Origin of the sequence: Vibrio sp. 10N.247.311.51, from assembly GCF_041467855.1 — a bacterium.
Lineage (GTDB): Bacteria > Pseudomonadota > Gammaproteobacteria > Enterobacterales > Vibrionaceae > Vibrio > Vibrio coralliirubri.
In genome coordinates this window covers 38,872-58,124 of sequence record NZ_JBFSVK010000020.1, presented here as the reverse complement: position 1 = coordinate 58,124, position 19,253 = coordinate 38,872, and the positions used below count along the sequence as shown (strand labels likewise).

The window sequence follows — 19,253 nt, the reverse complement described above, 5'->3', positions numbered from 1 at the left end:
CCCTTTAAGTTTCTCCAATTTGGAGGACTTACCTTCGTATCAAGCCTAAGACAAAGACGAACAAAAAACGCATTTCCCTATCCATTCACTACACTAGATAGGAAATAAATAACGTTTGGTTGTTCGTAAGAAAAGGCAGACCATCAATAATAAGGATAAAGTACATGACGCAGACAACATCACCGTCTCCAGATGTGCAAGAAATGGTGGCACAATCAGATACTGGTGCGCGTAGCCCTCGTGGTATCCAAGGCCGTATTTTATGGTTTGTGCCTCTATGTTGGTCACTGTTCCAACTTTGGTATGCATCTCCGCTGCCGTTCATTTTTAACTTCGCAATTTTAAACGACACTGAAGCTCGAGCAATTCACCTCACGTTTGCTATTTTCCTAGCCTTTACCGCTTATCCAGCCATGAAGAATTCGCCTAGGGATCGCATCCCCGCAGTCGATTGGATACTAGCGCTTGTAGGTAGCTTTTCAGCTTCTTATATCTATATTTTCTATACTGAACTCGCTGAGCGCTCGGGCGCACCAACAACATTCGATATTGTTGCGGCTGTATTCGGTATGGTTTTACTGCTTGAAGCAACACGACGCGCTTTGGGTCCACCTCTTATGGTTGTGGCAGCAGTATTCCTACTTTATACCTTTGGCGGCCCTCACATGCCGGACGTTATTGCCCACAAAGGTGCGAGCCTGAACAAGGCAATGTCGCATCTGTGGCTAACAACTGAAGGTGTATTCGGTGTGGCACTTGGCGTATCAACGTCATTTGTATTCTTGTTTGTACTGTTTGGTGCAATGCTAGAACGTGCTGGCGCTGGTGCTTACTTTATCAAAGTGGCATTCTCACTGCTTGGTCACATGAAAGGCGGTCCAGCAAAAGCAGCCGTTGTAGCCTCTGGTTTATCTGGTCTGGTATCAGGTTCATCTATTGCAAACGTGGTAACCACGGGTACATTTACTATCCCGCTAATGAAGCGCGTTGGTTTCCCGGGCACAAAAGCAGGCGCAGTAGAAGTCGCGGCTTCAACCAATGGTCAATTAACACCACCGATCATGGGTGCAGCAGCCTTCTTGATGGTTGAGTATGTGGGTATTTCGTATGTAGAAGTTATCAAAGCCGCGCTACTGCCCGCTCTGATCTCTTACATCGCTCTGATTTACATTGTTCACCTAGAAGCATGTAAAGCAGGTATGACCGGCCTACCTCGTCGCCATACACCAACTATCGTACAAAGCTTACTTTCTTTCACGGGTACCATTTTAGGCCTGTGTGTTATCAGTGCCGCGGTTTACTACGGTGTCGGTTGGACGAAAGATGTCTTTGGCGATGCTGCAACACCAATCGTAACGGTGGCTCTATTAGTCGCTTATGTCGCTCTGGTTCGTGTATCAGCAAAATACGCATCTGAAGGCGGCATGGAAATCGATGCGGATCTCAAAGAAGTTCCGGATCCAGGTCCAACGATTAAATCTGGTTTGCACTTCCTACTGCCTATCGTGGTGCTTGTTTGGTGTCTGACTGTCGAGCGTTTTTCTCCAGGCCTGTCGGCATTCTGGGCGACCGTGTTCATGATCTTCATTCTGATCACTCAGCGTCCTTTAATGACTCTGATGAACAAATCAGACGATCTTGCAGAGCAAACTAAAGCTGGCTTCGTTGATCTCGCAGAGAGCTTGGTTTCGGGCGCACGTAACATGATTGGTATCGGTGTCGCGACAGCGGCTGCAGGTACAGTTGTAGGCGTGGTGACTTTAACGGGTATCGGCCTTGTAATGACGGATTTCGTTGAGTTCATCTCAGGCGGTAGCATCATTCTTATGTTGCTATTCACTGCAGTAATCAGCTTAATCTTAGGTATGGGCTTGCCAACAACGGCGAACTACATCGTTGTTTCAACATTGATGGCGCCGGTAATTGTGACCTTAGGCGCAGCGCACGGCTTGATCATTCCATTGATTGCGGTTCACTTATTCGTGTTCTACTTCGGTATTCTTGCAGATGACACACCTCCGGTAGGTCTGGCAGCCTTTGCGGCCGCCGCGATTGCAAAATCCGACCCAATTCGTACAGGTATTCAAGGTTTTACCTACGATATCCGGACCGCTATCTTGCCATTCATGTTCATCTTCAATACCCAACTACTGTTGATGGGTATTGATTCTTGGTGGCACTTAGCACTAACGATTTTCTCTTCTGTGACTGCGGTACTTATCTTTGCCGCAGCAACTCAAGGTTGGTGGTTCACCAAGAACAAGTGGTGGGAAACTATACTGCTTATCGTTCTGACCTTCTCTTTCTTCCGCCCAGGTTTCTGGTGGGACATGATTTATCCAGAGAAAGTTCTTTCACCTGGAGTTGAGATCGCTCAAATCACAGAAAACCTATCTGTGGGACAATCACTTGAATTGAGAGTAGGTGGCGAAAACTTAGAAGGTAACTATTCTGAGAAAACAGTTCGCCTTCCGTTTGAAGATTCTGCGACAACAAGTGAAGACCGCATTGCTTCAATGGGCCTAATGCTGACACAAGCTGACGACAAGATGATTGTTGATATGGTTGAGTTTGGTAGCCCTGCAGAAGCCGCTGGCATTGACTTTGATTGGGAAATTAAATCAGTTATCCAAGACGCAGAACGACCAATGAAAGAGTGGGTATTCTTACCTGCCCTACTGATTTTGATTGGTTTAGCGATGAACCAAAGAAGGCGTGCTCGTAAGGATGAGATTAGCGCGTAATGGATAGAGCCAAGTAGCGCTCTACTCTATTTGGCTTTTTTACTACATGGAAAAGATAATTACAGCGTTTGGTATGTACTAAGCGCTGCTCAAAAAGAGACGAATACATGTATAGACAAATCCTTGTTCCCGTTGATCTTAACGACAAAGGCTTTTCTGATAAAGCAGTCGAGCTAGCGGTATGGCACGCGAAACACAGCAATGCTGAAGTCCACATTCTGAACGTACTACCGGGCATTCACATGTCGATGGTTGCGTCTTACTTCCCGAAAGATGCAGCGAACCAAATGAAGCTTGATGTGAAAAATCAGCTCAAAGAGTTTGCTGACAAGCACATTGACGATGAAGTGGTGTATAAAGTTCACGTTGCCGAAGGCAAGACTTACACAACGATTCTAGATTACGCAGAAAAACTGGGCGCTGACCTTATCGTGATGCCTAGCCATAAGCGTTCGAAAATCGACAAAGTTGTGCTTGGTTCTGTTGCAAGCAAAGTGGTACAGAACTCACCAATCAATGTATTGGTAGTTAAGCCGCAAGGCTAAATCACTTAATCGACACAACGATCTAAAAAGGCTGGCCTAAAAGCCAACCTTTTTTGTTTTTCGTTCACGCAATTTAATTCTTCAATCAACTCACTAAGTTCTGCGGATTACCCGCAACAAACCCATCAATATTGTCGATTAAGATATCAGACAGCTTTTGAATTGAACTGTCACTGCCCCATGCCACATGTGGTGTCAGCAGTAAGTTAGGTAGGTGACTGTTGGCCAATAGTGGGTTCGAATTGTCTGCAGGCTCTTGTGTGAACACATCCATACCCGCACCTGCGATTTCATTACTTTTCAAAGCCTCAACTAGGGCTTGCTCATCGACAAGTCCACCACGGCCAGCATTAATTAACACCGCACTTGGTTTCATCATTGCTAGCTCTCGCTCTGAAATCAGGTTTCGAGTCGCTTCGGTCAACGGACAATGTAGGCTGAGCGCATCCGCTTGCTGCAACACTGTATCAAAAGGTAGATACCCCTCTCGACAAAACTCCGCCCCTTTTCGCTCAGCAAAAATCACCTTCATACCTATCGCTTTAGCCAATATCGCAGTCGCTTGCCCTAAACTGCCACTACCAATTAAACCCAATGCACGACCAGCCACATCTTGAATAGGATGAGTAAAGAAACAGAACTGCTTATCCTTTTGCCACTCGCCGGCTTCAATGTCTTGATGGTAGCCAACCAGATTTCGTTTTAGCGTAAACAGCATACCAATCACATGTTCAGGTACCGACTGAGTCGCATAGCCTTGCACATTAGCCACTGCGATATTGTTACTCTTGCAATAGTCGACATCGACATTATTGACGCCTGTCGCTGACACAGCGATCAACTTGAGTTGTTGTGCTTGAGCTAAATTATCAGCATTGAGCACAACCTTATTGGTGATAATAACATCTGCTCCGACAACTCGCTCAGCAACGAGTTCTGGAGCAGTAAAGTCATACTCTACCCACTCATGTTCAAAGCTGAGAGGTTTTAAATGGATTTGAGATGGGATGGTGGCTCTGTCGAGAAAGACCACTTTCAACTTCGGCATTGTACGTCCTTGAATTGGTATTGATGAGACCATTCTAAGCTTTTAGCTTACTGTAGTCTGGAAGCTCTGGCGCAATTTCAAAGTGCTGCTCGATTTGTGGCGATGCTTGAGGATAAAACTCACACGGAACAAAGGCTTTGAACAACTGATCATTGGCCGGGTGATAAAAACTGAGTTCACACGCGTGCAGAGCCAACCTATCGCTATAGTTAAAAGCATCTGGCGTTGCATAAAACTCATCACCCACAATCGGATTCCCCATCTCCATACAGTGCACTCGCAACTGATGGGAACGCCCGGTAATTGGCAGTAATTTCAATAAGGTCGTTTGAGCCTCTTCTTGTTCCACCACATAGCGAGTCTGAGATGGCTTACCATCCTCGAAACACACTTTCTGCTTCGGCCGATTTGGCCAATCGCAAATAAGAGGGAGGTCAATCAAACCTTCTGCTTCTTCTACTGAACCCCATACTCGCGCGTAATAGAGCTTATGTGTTAGGCGATATTGAAATTGCTTCTTCAAATGACGTTCAGCTTGCTTGTGTTTAGCGAGCAGCATCAAGCCCGATGTCGACATGTCTAATCGGTGTACGACTTGAATCTCTGGAAATTCGACAACCAAGCGACTCCACATACTGTCGTAATGTTCTGGCAACCTACCCGGAACAGAAAGCAAACCCGCCGGCTTGTTCACCACAAGAATATCATCATCTTGATAAACAATATCAATCCACGGTTCACGCGGTGGTGTGTACTGTTCTAACGCCATTGGAGCCTCTTAATTGCTAGTGGATAAATAATTCACGGTTGATTCGTTTATAAATAAATACAATTTTCAATATTTTCGTACATAAAAGTTGACGACTTTACAAAACATGGTATTGATAGGGTAACGGATAATAAGAAGTCAGCATCAAAGGAAAAACGATGGACAGTACGGTTAAAACCACCAACACAAAAACACCAACCTCAGCTCCCCTATCAAGTTTAATTAAGTCTCTTGGCCCAGGCATTATGATGGCTGCAGCGGCTGTAGGTGGTTCTCACTTAGTCGCCTCAACCAAGGCGGGTGCGATTTATGGTTGGCAGCTTGCTGCGCTTATTATCCTCGTTAACGTATTTAAATACCCATTCTTCAGAGCCGGCATCCAATACACGCTAGGAACGGGCCAAAGCTTGGTGGAAGGTTACTCTAACCTAGGCCGCCCATACCTTGTGATCTTTTCGATCTTGAGTGCCATATCTGCGGTCGTGAATACCGCTGCCCTGCTATTATTCAGTGCAAGCCTACTCAGTTACTTTATACCTTTCGATTTAGCCACCAGCACCTTGTGCATGATCGTTTTGGCAACCTGTTTGATCATTCTGTTTGCTGGCCATTATCGCGCTCTAGATACACTATCTAAAGCGATCATGGCGATCTTGACCATCACAACCTTAGCTGCGGTTGCGATTGCTATTGGCTCGCCTGTCGAACCTGATGCTGCTTTTGTTCCGCCGTCGCCTTGGTCATTGGCTGCGATTGGTTTTATCGTGGTCACCATGGGTTGGATGCCTGCGCCGATCGAGATTTCAAGCATCACCTCTATGTGGCTAAAAAGCCAAAAAGAAAAACAAGAAGTGACCGCACAATCAGCACTGTTCGATTTCAATGTCGGCTACATTGGTACTGCACTGCTTGCTTTAGTATTTGTTGCGTTAGGCGCGCTAGTACTTCACGGTTCAGGTGTTGAACTGTCTCGCTCTGGCGTTGGCTTCACTCATCAATTGGTCGGCATCTACGCTTCGACAATTGGTGAATGGTCTCGTCCGCTAATCGCTCTTATCGCTTTCTTCTGTATCTTTGGTAGCACGATTACCGTTATCGATGGCTACTCTCGCGTGCTTGCTGAATCACAGCGTCTACTGCTTAAAAAAGAAAGCAGCCCAAGAATGCTTCAAGGCTGGATAATCATTGTCTCTCTCGCGGCATTGGCGATTGTGATGTTCTTTAGCGCTGCACTGATGCCAATGCTTGATTTTGCGATGGTACTTGCCTTTGCGACTACGCCATTCTTCGCGCTGCTTAACTTCATCCTAGTGAATAAGGCTAAGCTTCCAGAAGCACTAGCCATTGGCAGCAAGCTAAAATGGCTGTCTGTCGCGGGTCTTGTTTACCTGTTTGGTTTCTTAGCCGTATTTGTTTGGTGGAAGTGGTTGATGTAATTCTTCAGCCAATACATCTTTCAACAACCAATACAGCTTTCAAACGCTAGATAAAAATAAGGCCTTCATGATGAAGGCCTTATTTCGTTGAAGCATCTCGCTAATTCAAACTAGTTGTGAGAAACCACAATTAAGCGTAATGAATCTAGCTGAACCTGAGCTTTGCTGATGTAACCTGTCAATTCATTGATTTGAGCTTCAATGACTTCTAGCTCTTCATCACGAATGTTAGGGTTCACGGCTTTAAGCGCTTGTAGACGCTCTAATTCACCGTTCAGGTTAGTCTGCATATCTCGTTGAGCTTGTTCACGCACTTCTTCCACTTTAGGAAGTACGTGCGTCTCACCCGCTTCGATTAGCTTGTGAATTTCACCTTGTACCGAGTTAACTAGCTTGCTCGCTAGGTGACGGTTTACAGGGCTTAATTGACGGTTAAAGCTGTCGAACTCAACCTGAGCTGATAAATCATTACCACGGCCATCCATCATCAAACGGATTGGCGTCTTAGGCAAGAACTGGCTGATACCGCTGCGTTTCGGCGCTTGCGCATCCACAAGGTAAACCAACTCAAGCAGGATAGTACCCACTGGCAGCGCTTTGTTTTTCAGTAGCGATACCGCTGATGCACCAACACCTTCACTCAGTAGCAGATCGATACCGCCCTGAATCATTGGGTGTTCCCAGCTAATGAAGTTCATGTCTTCACGAGAAAGCGCAGTATCACGATCAAACGTGATGGTTGCTCCTTCGTATGGTAAGCCTGGGTAGCTTGGTACCATCATGTGCTCAGATGGCGTCACAACCAGAGCATTCTCACCCTTGTCGTCTTGGTTTAAACCAATCGTGTCGAACAGGCTCAATGCAAACGTCACTAGGTTAGTGTCGCCGTCAGTCGAGGCAATCTTCTCTGCAATTTCATGCGCTTTGTCGCCGCCATTTGAATGCATCTCTAATAGGCGATCACGGCCTTTTTCTAGATCTGATTTCAGGCTTTGGTTTAGCTTGGCAGACTCTTCAATCACTTCATCAAGTTGCTCTGTGTTACCAGAAGCCAGCATCTCGATAAGAACATCTGAGTACTTATCGTAAACCGTGCGACCCGTTGGACAAGTTTCCGCAAATGCATTCAGACCTTCATCGAACCAACGCGCAAGAATCGCCTGTGATGTACCTTTTAGGTAAGGAACATGAATGTCGATATCACGTAGCTGACCAATACGATCCAAGCGACCAATACGTTGCTCAAGCAAATCTGGGTTGAACGGTAGATCAAACATCACTAATTGGTTAGCGAACTGGAAGTTACGACCTTCAGAGCCGATTTCACTACAGATAAGAACCTGAGCGCCGCCCTCTTCTTGAGCAAAGTAAGCCGCAGCTTTATCACGCTCTAGAATCGACATGCCTTCGTGGAATACGGTTGCACGTACACCTTCACGCTCACGCAGTGCTTGCTCTAATTGAAGAGCCGTACTTGCACGAGAGGCGATCACTAGGATCTTCTCGCTGCGCTTGTCTTGGATCTTTTCAATCAACCAGTTAACGCGTGAGTCAAACTGCCACCAGCTTGAATCTTCACCTTCAAACTCTTGGAAGATCTCTTCTGGGTACAACATCTTCATTGCACGAGCTTCGGGAGCCATCTTGCCACCGATCATGCCAGATACACGCATTGAGGTTGTGTACTGCGTTGGAATCTCCATCGGCAGTAGGTTTACATTACGCTTAGGGAAGCCTTTGATTGCAGCACGTGTATTTCTGAAAAGAACACGGCCTGTACCATGGCGATCCATAAGGTTATCAATCAATTCTTGGCGAGCTAACGCTTGCTCTTCTTCGCTGCTATCACCTTCGATAACGCGGAATAGAGGCTCTACATCTTGCTCAGAAAGCAGTTCAGTAATCTGGTTCTTCGCGCTGTTTTCAAGCTTCACGCCGGAGAATAATGCCGTTACTGCATCAGCAACCGGTGCGTATTGGTCTTCCTCTTCAACGAATGCTTCGTAATCATAGAAGCGATCAGGATCAAGCAGACGTAGACGCGCAAAGTGACTCTCACGACCAAGCTGTTCAGGCGTTGCTGTTAGTAGTAGCACACCAGACGTATTTTCCGCTAAGCCTTCAACCACTTGGTATTCACGGCTTGGTTTGTCTTGGCTCCACTCAAGGTGGTGCGCTTCATCGACAACCAACAAATCCCACTCGCCTTCAAGTGCTTGCTCGTAGCGCTTACGGCTCTTACGTAGGAAGTCCAAAGAACACAGAACGTACTGCTGGGTATCAAACGGGTTGTCCGATTCGGCAAACGCTTCAATACAACGCTCTTCATCGAAGATAGAAAAATGCAGATTGAAACGGCGCATCATCTCTACTAACCATTGGTGTTGTAGAGTTTCAGGAACCACAATCAGAATGCGCTCAGCACGGCCAGACAGCACCTGCTGGTGGATGATCATGCCCGCTTCGATGGTTTTACCTAGGCCAACTTCATCAGCCAGTAAAACGCGCGGAGCGTGACGACGACCCACTTCATGAGCGATGTATAACTGGTGAGGGATCAAGCCAGCACGCATACCACACAAGCCACGCATAGGGCTCTTGTGTTGTTGGTACTGGTTGCTTAGCGCACGGTAACGCAACACAAAGTTATCCATACGGTCGATTTGACCTGCGTATAGCTTATCTTGTGGCTTGTTAAAGCGGATCTGGTTGCTTAAGAAGATTTCACGCAGAGTGACTTCTGTTTCTTGGGTATCTTCGCGAGTACCTAAGTAAGTCAGCAGACCTTTGTCTTCGATAACTTCCTCGACAGACAGAGACCAACCTTCTTGGCATTCGATGACATCGCCTACATTAAACGTTACTCGGGTTACGGGAGCATCAGTACGTGCATAAACACGGTTTTCTTCTGACGCTGCAAACATTAGTGTCACTGTGCGAGCATCCATTGCTACAACGGTACCTAAACCTAAATCGCTCTCCGTATCGCTTATCCAGCGTTGCCCCAAAGCAAATGTCATGAATCGACTACCTCAATCTTATAGTTGGAATTTGGTCTTCTTAACTGCAGTTTCAAACAAGAACGTTATCGCTCCTGAACTAAAAATATAGCCAAAAATGTCTAGTTTGCAGCCACTTTTTAAGTGCGCTCTCAATAATAAATATCTCGAGAAAATGGTGCAGAAAAAGGTCGCTAATCTTACTCGATGCTGTGATTTAGGTCACGCCTAAAGGAGATGATTTCATGCTTTTTTTCTGTTTTCGCCAGTGCAATCAAACTGTCAAAAATTCATGGTTAATCTATAGGTAGCAGATTGCTGCTCTCAAACGAATACGCCATATTCACTCGTAACGATATGGCGCTGTTCCTCTAGATGAAGTTTAGGTGAGTAGTTGACTATCACCAGAATCAGATACTAATCTTTATATGAGCTTTATCTACGTTCAATGAATGCAAGGCAAGCCGCATGTCGGCAAGGAGATGCTATGGGCGAGACCAACCGGAAGCTATTTGTTTTAGACACCAATATTCTACTTCACGAACCCTTCGCTATATTTTCTTTCCAAGAGCACGATGTCGTTATCCCCATGACAGTGCTAGAAGAACTCGACAGAATCAAAGACAGTAAAAGAGACGTTGCTCGAGACGCGAGAATTGCGATTCGAACGCTCGAAGACCTGTTCAGGGAAGCCACACCAGATCAAATATCGGAAGGCATACCTTTTTCTAAAGACATAAACGCATCTGGCAGTATTTCAATACTCGCTGACTACGAACTTCAAGAAAGCATCAAAGCCTTTGCCGATGACAAGGCGGGCGATAACCGAATCCTCAACGCTGTCCTTTATCTTCAAAATAAACGCGCACCACGCGAAGTGGTTCTCATCACCAAAGACATCAATATGCGTTTGCGAGCAAAAGGCGCTGGTGTCCGTTTTGTTGAAGATTATCAAACCGACCAACTGATTGATGATATCCAATACCTCACCAAAGGCTTCCAACAACTGGAAGGCTCATTTTGGGATGGTATCGATAATGTCGAGAGCAGAAGCCTAGGCGGAAAGACGCTGCACACCTTAGCAAGAGCGCCGTTCGAGCCAACCTTCCTCAACCAATATGTGATTGATGAAGAGAGTGATTTTGCCGCTCGAGTGGAGGAGATTGAGCCGGAACGCATAACCCTGAGAGACCTCAGCCGCGAAAGGCTGATGAATCGCAGGGCATGGGACATCACACCAAAGAACGTTTATCAAGGCATGGCGATTGATGCGCTGCTCGACCCTGATATCGATCTTGTGATTCTCACTGGCGCCGCAGGTAGTGGTAAGACGCTGTTAGCCATGGCTGCTGCACTTGAACAAACCATTGAACGCAAACAGTTCGATAAGATCATCGTAACCCGAAACACCCCTGATATTGGTGAGTCGATAGGTTTCCTTCCAGGTACAGAGGAAGAGAAGATGTTGCCTTGGTTAGCCGCAGTGACCGATACACTGGAAGCGCTGCACAAGAATGACCACTGCACAGAAGGCTCGATGAAGTACATCTGTGACAAAGCCAATATCCAGTTCAAATCCATCAACTTCATGCGTGGCCGCTCGATTCAGAATGCATTTGTGCTTTTGGATGAGTGTCAGAACCTCACCGCTTCACAAATCAAAACCATCATCACCCGTTGTGGTGAAGGTACTAAGATCGTCTGCTCAGGAAACCTCGCGCAGATAGATTCTTCCTACCTAACCCCTGTGACTTCAGGCTTAACCTACATGGTTGAGCGTTTTAAAAACTTCGAAGGCAGTGCCAACATCCACCTCAATGGTGTGGTGCGTAGCCGACTGGCTGAGTTTGCGGAAGAGAACATGTAGTGACTCTATACGCTCACTGAATCAATAATCTAAAAACAAAAAGCGCCTCACATTGGAGGCGCTTTTCAATTTAATATTTTGAAGTAAGTCGGCAGAGGTTAGTCTGAATTACTCAGTACCACCAACGGTTAGCGAGTCTAGCTTCAATGTTGGTTGACCAACACCCACTGGCACACTTTGACCAGCCTTACCACACACACCCACACCACGGTCGATGCTTAGGTCGTTACCCACCATGGACACTTGCTGCATTGCTTCGATGCCAGAACCGATTAGCGTCGCGCCTTTCACTGGGTGAGTGATCTTACCGTTTTCAATCATGTACGCTTCAGACGCTGAGAATACAAACTTACCTGATGTGATATCGACCTGACCGCCACCGAAGTTCGGTGCGTAGATACCTTTCTCAACCGTTACGATGATCTCTTCCGGCGTGTGTTCGCCCGGTAGCATGTATGTATTCGTCATACGTGGCATTGGAAGATGCGCGTAAGACTCACGACGACCATTACCTGTTGGTGCTACACCCATTAGACGAGCGTTCAGCTTATCTTGCATGTAACCTTTTAGGATGCCGTTTTCGATTAGCGTGTTGTACTGACCGTTAACACCTTCGTCATCAACGTTCAATGAACCACGTAGATCAGTTAATGTACCGTCATCGACAATCGTACATAGGCTTGAAGTTACTTGCTCACCAACTTTGCCAGAGAATACTGACGACTCTTTACGGTTGAAGTCGCCTTCTAAACCGTGGCCTACCGCTTCATGCAGCAGAACGCCCGGCCAACCAGAACCAAGAACCACAGGCATTGCACCAGCAGGTGCAGCAACTGCTTCAAGGTTAACTAATGCTTGGCGAATCGCTTCATCCGCAAATTGGTAAGCAACTTGAGTTCCTTTGTCATCACTTAAGAAGAAGTCGTAACCAAAACGGCCACCACCACCAGCGCTACCACGCTCACGACGATCACCCTTCTGTGCAAGCACGCTAATAGACAAGCGAACCAGCGGACGAATATCACCAGCGTAAGTGCCATCAGTCGCAGCAACCAGCATCTGCTCATGCACACCACTTAGGCTCACCGATACTTCAGTCACCATCGGTTCTTTAGTGCGAATGTAAGCATCTAATGATTTTAGTAATTCTGTTTTCTGCTGTTTTTCCCAGCTCGCTAGCGGGTTAACTGCATCATAGTAAGCTTGGTTAGAGTTGCGTTTGAACGCTTGAACCTTGCCGTTTTGACCTTGTTTAGCAATACCACGAGCCGCAATTGCGCTCTGCTTAAGACCATCCAGTTGGATTTGGTCAGAGTAAGCAAAACCGGTTTTTTCACCAGATACTGCACGAACGCCAACACCGCAATCGATATTGAAAGAGCCGTCTTTAATAATGCTGTCTTCTAGCACTAAAGATTCGTGCCAGCTTGACTGAAAGTAGATATCAGCATAATCAATTTGGCGGGTAGCAATGCTCGCCAATGTATCTGCGATATTTTGCTCCGTAAGCCCTGTCGGGTTCAGTAGCGCTTCTTCAATTTGATTAATGCTCATAGATGGCTCTTGTTTGTAATTAAAATTGATTGGTAAATCGAGAGTGTTGCGCGATGGGCATATTTTGCCTAATGGACTCGCAACTGGATGTGTCTATCTCAACCACCATACTTTTAGGATCTTGGTCTAACTGTGCGACCACTCGTCCCCATGGATCAACCACCATTGAGTGTCCCCATGTTTCTCTTTGGCAAGGGTGTTTTCCGCCTTGACCTACCGCGACAATCCACGACTGTGTTTCAATCGCGCGGCATCTTAATAGTGCTTCCCAGTGCGCTTGACCTGTTACCGCTGTAAACGCTGCAGGCACCACAATGATTTGTGCCCCTTGCTTACGTAACTCTGAATACAAGTGTGGAAAGCGCACATCATAACAAATACTCAAACCTAAGCGACCAAAAGGCGTTTCCGCTGTCACAACTTGGTTGCCCGGAGTGAAAATATCCGACTCTCGGTAGCACTTATGTGCATCAGCGACATCCACATCAAACATGTGTAGCTTGTCGTAATGAGCAACGAGGCAACCAAAATCATCAATCACCAAGGTTGTGGTCGTCACGCCGTTAGTTGTGCTTATCGGCATGCTACCAATAACGATCCAAATTCTATGAAGCTTTGCTAGCTCAGAGATTTTCTTTTGCAGTGGGCCATCATTTAAAGGCTCAGCATACTGGTGATAGTCGGCTTTACTGCCAAAGACTAACGCGTTTTCAGGGCACACAACCCACTTAGCCCCTAACTCTTTGCACTTTGCTACCTCTTGAGCAAGGTACTCAAAGTTCAATTCAGGGCTAGGGCCAGATGTCATTTGAATCAACCCAACACAATCCATGTGTATCGCTCCTCCATTCATTATGATTCAGAAATCAGCATTTCACCGTATATTCGCTGATTAGGATACTAAGGTCTTTTCGGCTAATTTAAGGCCTATTCGGCTAATTTTCTCAGCTTCTCTGGCAGCTGGAACTCACCGGAGCTACGAGAAAGCTCGCTCACCGTTGGTGAATCCAATGGCCCTTTCACCGAGTAATTAACTTGGGTAAAGACTTCAACCACTGGCGAAATAACCGTGGTCACCGCCAATACGTACAGCGCCGTTTGAGGGGTTACCGCAAAGGCCGTTAATACGGGAATACCCGAGGTAATATCTGGGGTAAAGTTCACCTCAGCATCAACCTGACGCGTGTTGAGGTTAGCGATACCTTTGATTTTCATCTCACCGGCGACCGCATCCATATTCAGATCATTGGTCAGGAAGATACCATTTTGAATCTCGCCCGTTCCGGTAATGCTGTTGAAGGCCATACCTTTATCAAACACGTCCGAGAAATCGAGCTGCATCTTACGGATGATCGAATCTAGGCTAAACAGACCAAGCAATCGAGCAGCGCCGCTCACATCCGAGATAATGCCTTTACCAAACTTGGTTTTAACGTTGCCATCAAGGGTATCCATTTTGATCCCCCAAGGCGAACCATCCCAATTTAGTTGACCTTCCAACGCGAATGGCGCTTTTTGAATCCCGGAAGTAATACCGAAGCGCTCCATGAGCTCGCTGTTGTTTTCACCTTCAACATCAACGGTTAACGATGAATGACTCTTGTCACCTTGCAGTTCCCACCAGCCACTCACATCCGCTTTGTTGCCGCCGCTTCGAACCTGGATTTTGTTCCACTCGATACGGTCTTCGTTCCGAGTCATTTCAACATCGACCTTACCAACCTTGTAGCCTTGCAGCCAAAAGTCGTTCAGCGTCAGGGTCAGGTTTGGCATCGCATCGTGGATCTTTCTATCCAATTTGGAGATCAATGGCGCAGCTTGTTCTTTGCGTTGCAGCAGTTGCTGATCTTGGTTGTTCTTATCACTCCACTCAGGAACAAACAGATGCAGACGATCCAGTGAAACCGTCAAATCGTAAGGTGGCAGGTAGTTAATATCACCTTCTAGCTCTTGGCTAGACACTTCCATTTGCCACGCTTGTTTGTTCTTGCGAGCACTAAAATCGACGTCATTCCAAGAGATACCCCCCAAGATCAGCTCTTTACTCTCAAAGGTAATACGGCTTGGCGCAGGTATGGTTGGCGTGTTCATTTGGCTAAGCACAGCCGTTGAAGGCTTTACTGGTTCCATCACAACCGATAACCAATCATCGGCATTGAATTTGTCAGTACGAATCAGTGCGTGATGGCCCACCACCGGGCTAATTTTATAGCCACCGCGACCTAGCACTAAGTTGGTCGCCGTTAACTCAGGCACGTCGCCTGTGATATCAATCTCAGCTTGGTACTTGGTGTTTGGCAATTGCAGGCGCGCGGTAATCGTCTCTTGGTTACCCGATGCCTGTAGCCTTGCAGAGCCACTTTCTAGTGATTTTTTCTCCAAAGGGTACGGGTAATCACTCGCCAAGTATTTTAGGTCTGACTGTAAGTCTAGTTGGTAGGTAAAGCCGATATCATTAAGCTGGATATCAATCTGGCTTTGCCATTGCGCATGACCTGACAAGCGGCTTAACCATTGCTCACCGATGTAAGGTTCTAGAGGCTTAACGTCCCAATCACCTAACACATCAATATCAACTGCATAGCCAGGACCATCATTAAGGCCCTTAAAATCAAGCGAGATACCTTGGTTAAGCAGATCCGCAGCGAGGCCATTTGCCGTCACTACGTCATTATCAAATTCAATTCGACCCGTGGTGTTCTCAAGCACCATTGGTGGCGCTTCAATCTCAACATGGTTACCACTTAAGTCTGCATAACCCCACGCTCTTGCTTCTTTTTCAGAATCAAACGGAATATTCAGCTGGAACTCAGAAGAGACATCACCACTCACTTGAAGTGCGGTTAACGCTGCGCCTACTGAACCCACCAGTGGCGAAGACGTCATGTAATCGCGCACTGCATTGCCTGACGCCGTCGCTTTAGCTTCAATCTCAATATGGCCGCCTTCCCCTAAATAAGGAATGCGTCCAGTGATTCGGTCGGCTGTCACATCCATCAGTTGAGCTGAGCGAGAATCCAGATGCATCGCATCATTTTCAAACAACAGATCAAGCTGAAGGTCAGTAATCAATGGCCATGCGGTATCAAAGCTGAATTTCGCATCTTCTAAACCCACCCAAACTTGGAAAATACCATCGTGGTTAGTGTATGGGTATTGAGACAAATCACCATGCCACAACAGTTTTACAGTATCCGCTTTACCTGCTTGAATCGCAGTTGAAAGGTAGTCTGTTAGGTCTTGCCCAAGAGCCAGCGTTGGTAAGTAGCGCCATGTTTCACCGACATTGTAAGCGTCCGCTTCGCCGTAGAAGGATAAAAACGGGCTCGCATCCTTTGGGAAATCTAAGCGGAATGCGCCTAGTACTTGTAAATCTGGCGTTGCCGCTGTGATTTTGTCCGACCAAAGCTTCCAGCCGTTTTCATCTTGCTGCCAAACAATATCAACCTGACCTTGTTTGATATTCAAAGGCGCTTGGAAGACGTCACCATAAGGAAACACATCGTCAATAACATGCAGGCTAGCTTTCGCTTCCGAAGCCGAACCAAACACACTGCCGGACACTTGGCTAAAGCCTGGGACTAATTCCCACTGCTCGATAGCAAGATCAGAAAAGCTGGCTGAATAACGTAAACTGTCAATTTCCGAACCCATGGAAACACGGATATCAGAAACAGAGCCGCCCGGCGCCAATACGTTGATCATTTTGGTTGATTGTTCAGAGTCAGGCAGCAGCTTAATCAGCGGAGTAATGGTCGCAATATCCAACTCGGAAACGTTGAGTTGCCATGGACCTTGATTCCACTTGAACGCTACGTCGAGTTCCGGCCAAGGTGTGTCATCCGTTCTAAGGTTTAGTGAGTGACCATTTACTTGCCAACCATCATCCGTCGGAGACAACTTAAAGACACCGGACTCAAGCATGAGGTCATGCTCGCCATCTTCGTTCCACGTCAGTTCTGATGGTAAAACCTCTACATAAGCGCTTACCGGTTTGCTATTGCGTAGCGTAAGCCAGCTATTCAAGCTCACAGTGCCCGTTTCTATGCCGGATTCCGCCTGCATATAATGCGTAAGCCATGGCTTAACCGAGATGCTGTCGGCACTGACATAAAACTCACCAGTCACATCAGTCAGTGACCCACCATCAATAAAGTTAGCACTCACTGACAGAGAGTTTAGATTGGCATCTTTGATACTCACCACACCTTCAGCAAGGTGATGTTTGTCTGAGTTTTGCCATTTTAAGGTTTCTATATCGAGCTGACGTTCTTCACCCGAAACAGAGTGATAAAGAATAGAAGAATCTTTTGCAGTTACATCGACTAGTGTTTTTAGCAGTAAATTATCGAGCTCTTGCATCGCTCGCTGGGAAGAGCCAGAATCTTTAGGCTCATCTTTGCCATTTTGCCCAGCAAACAGATCAATTGAGCGGATATCAAGATACATTTGATTCATGACCAAGTCGGCCACAACCGGGCGCATCTGTACGACCGATTGAATCAAGTCAAACTCGACTTCAACACGCTCGACAGAAAAGCTCACATCTTCCGCATTGGGAAGGCTGGCTTTAACGCCTTGCAGAGCAATAGAGGGGTGAGTGTTACGCCAAAAACCGCCCACGTCTTGAATCGAAAAATCAAAACCGGAGTGTTGGTTTACCCAAAGCTCAATTTCAGATTGATACTTGTTTAAATTGGGCAAGGCTACACGCAGTGTAGTAACGGCAATGGCTAGCGTTACTAAGAGAGTAACCACTAACCATAAACATGCACGTAGAATCAGAGTAACGCTTGAGCTCACAAAATTTCCATTACATCATAACAACATCAAACTGCTCTTGTATGTACAGAGGCTCAGCCTGGATTTTAACTTGCTTACCAATAAAGACTTCAAGCTCCGCCAGCGCATGAGATTCCTCGCCCTCTAACGCCTCGGCCACGGCTGCTGCCGCATAGACCACAAATTTATCGGCGTCATACGCACGATTCACTCGCGTGATCTCTCGAAGAATTTCATAACAAACGGTTTCAACTGTCTTCACACTGCCGCGGCCTTCACAAGCAGGACAGCTCGAACACAGGATATGCTCAATACTTTCACGAGTACGTTTACGAGTCATCTCAACCAAACCAAGCTGCGTGAAGCCATTAATATTGGTTTTCACACGGTCTTTGTCGAGCGCAGCCTCTAAAGAAGTTAGTACTCGCTTACGATGTTCCTCAGACAACATATCAATAAAGTCGATAATGATGATGCCACCTAAGTTACGTAGACGCAGCTGACGAGCAATCGCTTGAGTCGCTTCTACATTGGTGTTGAAAATCGTCTCTTCTAGATTACGACGACCAACAAACGCGCCAGTGTTGATATCAACCGTGGTCATCGCTTCAGTTTGGTCGATAATCAGATATCCACCAGACTTTAATTCGACTTTACGATCCAATGAACGCTGAATTTCGTTCTCGGTATCGTACATATCAAAGATAGGCTTATCACCTTCATACAGCTCAAGCTTGTCTGTCAGCTCAGGCACATATTCAGAGGTAAACTCTTTTAGGTTTTCATATTCTAGGCGAGAATCGACCTGAATCTTGCTCAGTTCAGTACCGACGAAGTCACGCAAGATACGCTGGCTTAAGCAAAGCTCACCATACAAACGAGTACGCGCCTTGTGCTTACCACGACGCTCTAATACTTTTAGCCATAATCGCTTCAAGAATGCGGCATCTTGTGCCAACTCATTTGAGTCTGCACCTTCTGCAGCTGTGCGGATGATGAAGCCACCGTGTTCGTCACAGTAACGAGACACGACTTTTTTAAGACGGTTACGTTCAGACTCGCTGTCGATACGTTGAGATACACCAACATGACTTGCGCCCGGCATAAATACCAAATAGCGAGACGGCAGAGTGATATCAGTGGTTAAGCGGGCACCTTTAGTGCCTAGAGGGTCTTTGACCACTTGCACCACAATGTCTTGCCCTTGACGAACAAGCTCCGAAATATCACGAACCTGAAATTGCTTCTTTTCGTTTTCAGCGACACATTCAGTGTGTGGGACAATATCAGAGGCGTGTAAAAAAGCTGCTTTCTCAAGGCCTATATCCACAAAAGCCGCCTGCATTCCCGGAAGAACACGGCTTACACGTCCTTTATAGATATTTCCTACGATACCGCGTCGAGCATCTCGTTCGACATGGATCTCTTGAAGAGCCCCCCCTTCAATCATGGCCACACGAGTTTCACTCGGGGTCACGTTCAGCAACAATTCAGCACTCATGGTGCACC

General features: G+C 46.6%; 11 protein-coding genes. 4 read left to right on the top strand and 7 right to left on the bottom strand.

Features of this window, described 5'->3' with window-relative positions; genetic code table 11:
* Window positions 1-164 precede the first annotated feature (164 nt).
* Both AB6E85_RS17245 and AB6E85_RS17240 read left to right on the top strand, forming a co-directional pair.
* Window positions 165-2,744, top strand: a complete 2,580-nt coding sequence (locus AB6E85_RS17245) for a TRAP transporter permease (RefSeq protein ID WP_048609642.1) — start codon at window positions 165-167, stop codon at window positions 2,742-2,744.
* Window positions 2,745-2,851: 107 nt separating this feature from the next.
* A complete protein-coding gene (locus AB6E85_RS17240) occupies window positions 2,852-3,289 on the top strand; it encodes a universal stress protein (RefSeq protein WP_048609641.1) in 438 nt (145 codons plus the stop codon).
* Window positions 3,290-3,374: 85 nt separating this feature from the next.
* Here AB6E85_RS17240 and AB6E85_RS17235 read toward each other — a convergent pair whose 3' ends face one another.
* Both AB6E85_RS17235 and rluA read right to left on the bottom strand, forming a co-directional pair.
* Window positions 3,375-4,337: a D-2-hydroxyacid dehydrogenase gene (locus AB6E85_RS17235; RefSeq protein ID WP_248338761.1), complete on the bottom strand. Its 963-nt coding sequence runs from the start codon at window positions 4,335-4,337 to the stop codon at window positions 3,375-3,377.
* A 34-nt stretch (window positions 4,338-4,371) separates the two neighbouring features.
* Entirely contained in the window at window positions 4,372-5,106 is a 735-nt protein-coding gene (rluA, locus tag AB6E85_RS17230; protein WP_372143347.1) for a bifunctional tRNA pseudouridine(32) synthase/23S rRNA pseudouridine(746) synthase RluA, read from the bottom strand.
* A 158-nt stretch (window positions 5,107-5,264) separates the two neighbouring features.
* On the opposite strand from rluA, the gene AB6E85_RS17225 reads away from it, so the two are divergent.
* Window positions 5,265-6,542, top strand: coding sequence for an NRAMP family divalent metal transporter (locus AB6E85_RS17225; RefSeq protein WP_372143345.1), 1,278 nt, complete (start codon window positions 5,265-5,267; stop codon window positions 6,540-6,542).
* Between the two features lie 110 nt (window positions 6,543-6,652).
* Here AB6E85_RS17225 and rapA read toward each other — a convergent pair whose 3' ends face one another.
* On the bottom strand, window positions 6,653-9,562 hold the full coding sequence (gene rapA, locus AB6E85_RS17220; protein ID WP_017062952.1) for an RNA polymerase-associated protein RapA: 2,910 nt from the start codon (window positions 9,560-9,562) through the stop codon (window positions 6,653-6,655).
* Between the two features lie 466 nt (window positions 9,563-10,028).
* Between rapA and AB6E85_RS17215 the strand changes: the two genes are divergently transcribed.
* Window positions 10,029-11,408: a PhoH family protein gene (locus tag AB6E85_RS17215; protein WP_372143344.1), complete on the top strand. Its 1,380-nt coding sequence runs from the start codon at window positions 10,029-10,031 to the stop codon at window positions 11,406-11,408.
* A gap of 108 nt (window positions 11,409-11,516) precedes the next feature.
* Here the strand turns inward: AB6E85_RS17215 and tldD are convergent, their stop codons facing one another.
* The 4 genes from tldD to rng all read right to left on the bottom strand — a co-directional run bounded on the left by tldD (window position 11,517) and on the right by rng (window position 19,245).
* Window positions 11,517-12,962, bottom strand: coding sequence for a metalloprotease TldD (gene tldD, locus AB6E85_RS17210; protein ID WP_372143342.1), 1,446 nt, complete (start codon window positions 12,960-12,962; stop codon window positions 11,517-11,519).
* Between the two features lie 19 nt (window positions 12,963-12,981).
* On the bottom strand, window positions 12,982-13,794 hold the full coding sequence (locus AB6E85_RS17205) for a carbon-nitrogen hydrolase family protein (RefSeq protein ID WP_372143341.1): 813 nt from the start codon (window positions 13,792-13,794) through the stop codon (window positions 12,982-12,984).
* A gap of 95 nt (window positions 13,795-13,889) precedes the next feature.
* Window positions 13,890-17,765, bottom strand: a complete 3,876-nt coding sequence (locus tag AB6E85_RS17200; RefSeq protein ID WP_372143340.1) for a YhdP family protein — start codon at window positions 17,763-17,765, stop codon at window positions 13,890-13,892.
* 10 nt (window positions 17,766-17,775) lie between these two features.
* The gene (rng, locus tag AB6E85_RS17195; protein WP_050634998.1) at window positions 17,776-19,245 is read right to left on the bottom strand and encodes a ribonuclease G; all 1,470 of its coding nucleotides are present in this window, start codon (window positions 19,243-19,245) and stop codon (window positions 17,776-17,778) included.
* Window positions 19,246-19,253: the final 8 nt, after the last annotated feature.

Bases quoted from the DNA above. Each gene is read 5' to 3' on its own strand.
- AB6E85_RS17215 (WP_372143344.1), top strand. From the start codon at position 10,029: ATGGGCGAGACCAACCGGAAGCTATTTGTTTTAGACACCAATATTCTA.
- rapA (WP_017062952.1), bottom strand. From the start codon at position 9,562: ATGACATTTGCTTTGGGGCAACGCTGGATAAGCGATACGGAGAGCGAT.
- AB6E85_RS17225 (WP_372143345.1), top strand. From the start codon at position 5,265: ATGGACAGTACGGTTAAAACCACCAACACAAAAACACCAACCTCAGCT.
- AB6E85_RS17235 (WP_248338761.1), bottom strand. From the start codon at position 4,337: ATGCCGAAGTTGAAAGTGGTCTTTCTCGACAGAGCCACCATCCCATCT.
- tldD (WP_372143342.1), bottom strand. From the start codon at position 12,962: ATGAGCATTAATCAAATTGAAGAAGCGCTACTGAACCCGACAGGGCTT.
- rluA (WP_372143347.1), bottom strand. From the start codon at position 5,106: ATGGCGTTAGAACAGTACACACCACCGCGTGAACCGTGGATTGATATT.
- AB6E85_RS17245 (WP_048609642.1), top strand. From the start codon at position 165: ATGACGCAGACAACATCACCGTCTCCAGATGTGCAAGAAATGGTGGCA.
- AB6E85_RS17240 (WP_048609641.1), top strand. From the start codon at position 2,852: ATGTATAGACAAATCCTTGTTCCCGTTGATCTTAACGACAAAGGCTTT.
- AB6E85_RS17205 (WP_372143341.1), bottom strand. From the start codon at position 13,794: ATGGATTGTGTTGGGTTGATTCAAATGACATCTGGCCCTAGCCCTGAA.
- rng (WP_050634998.1), bottom strand. From the start codon at position 19,245: ATGAGTGCTGAATTGTTGCTGAACGTGACCCCGAGTGAAACTCGTGTG.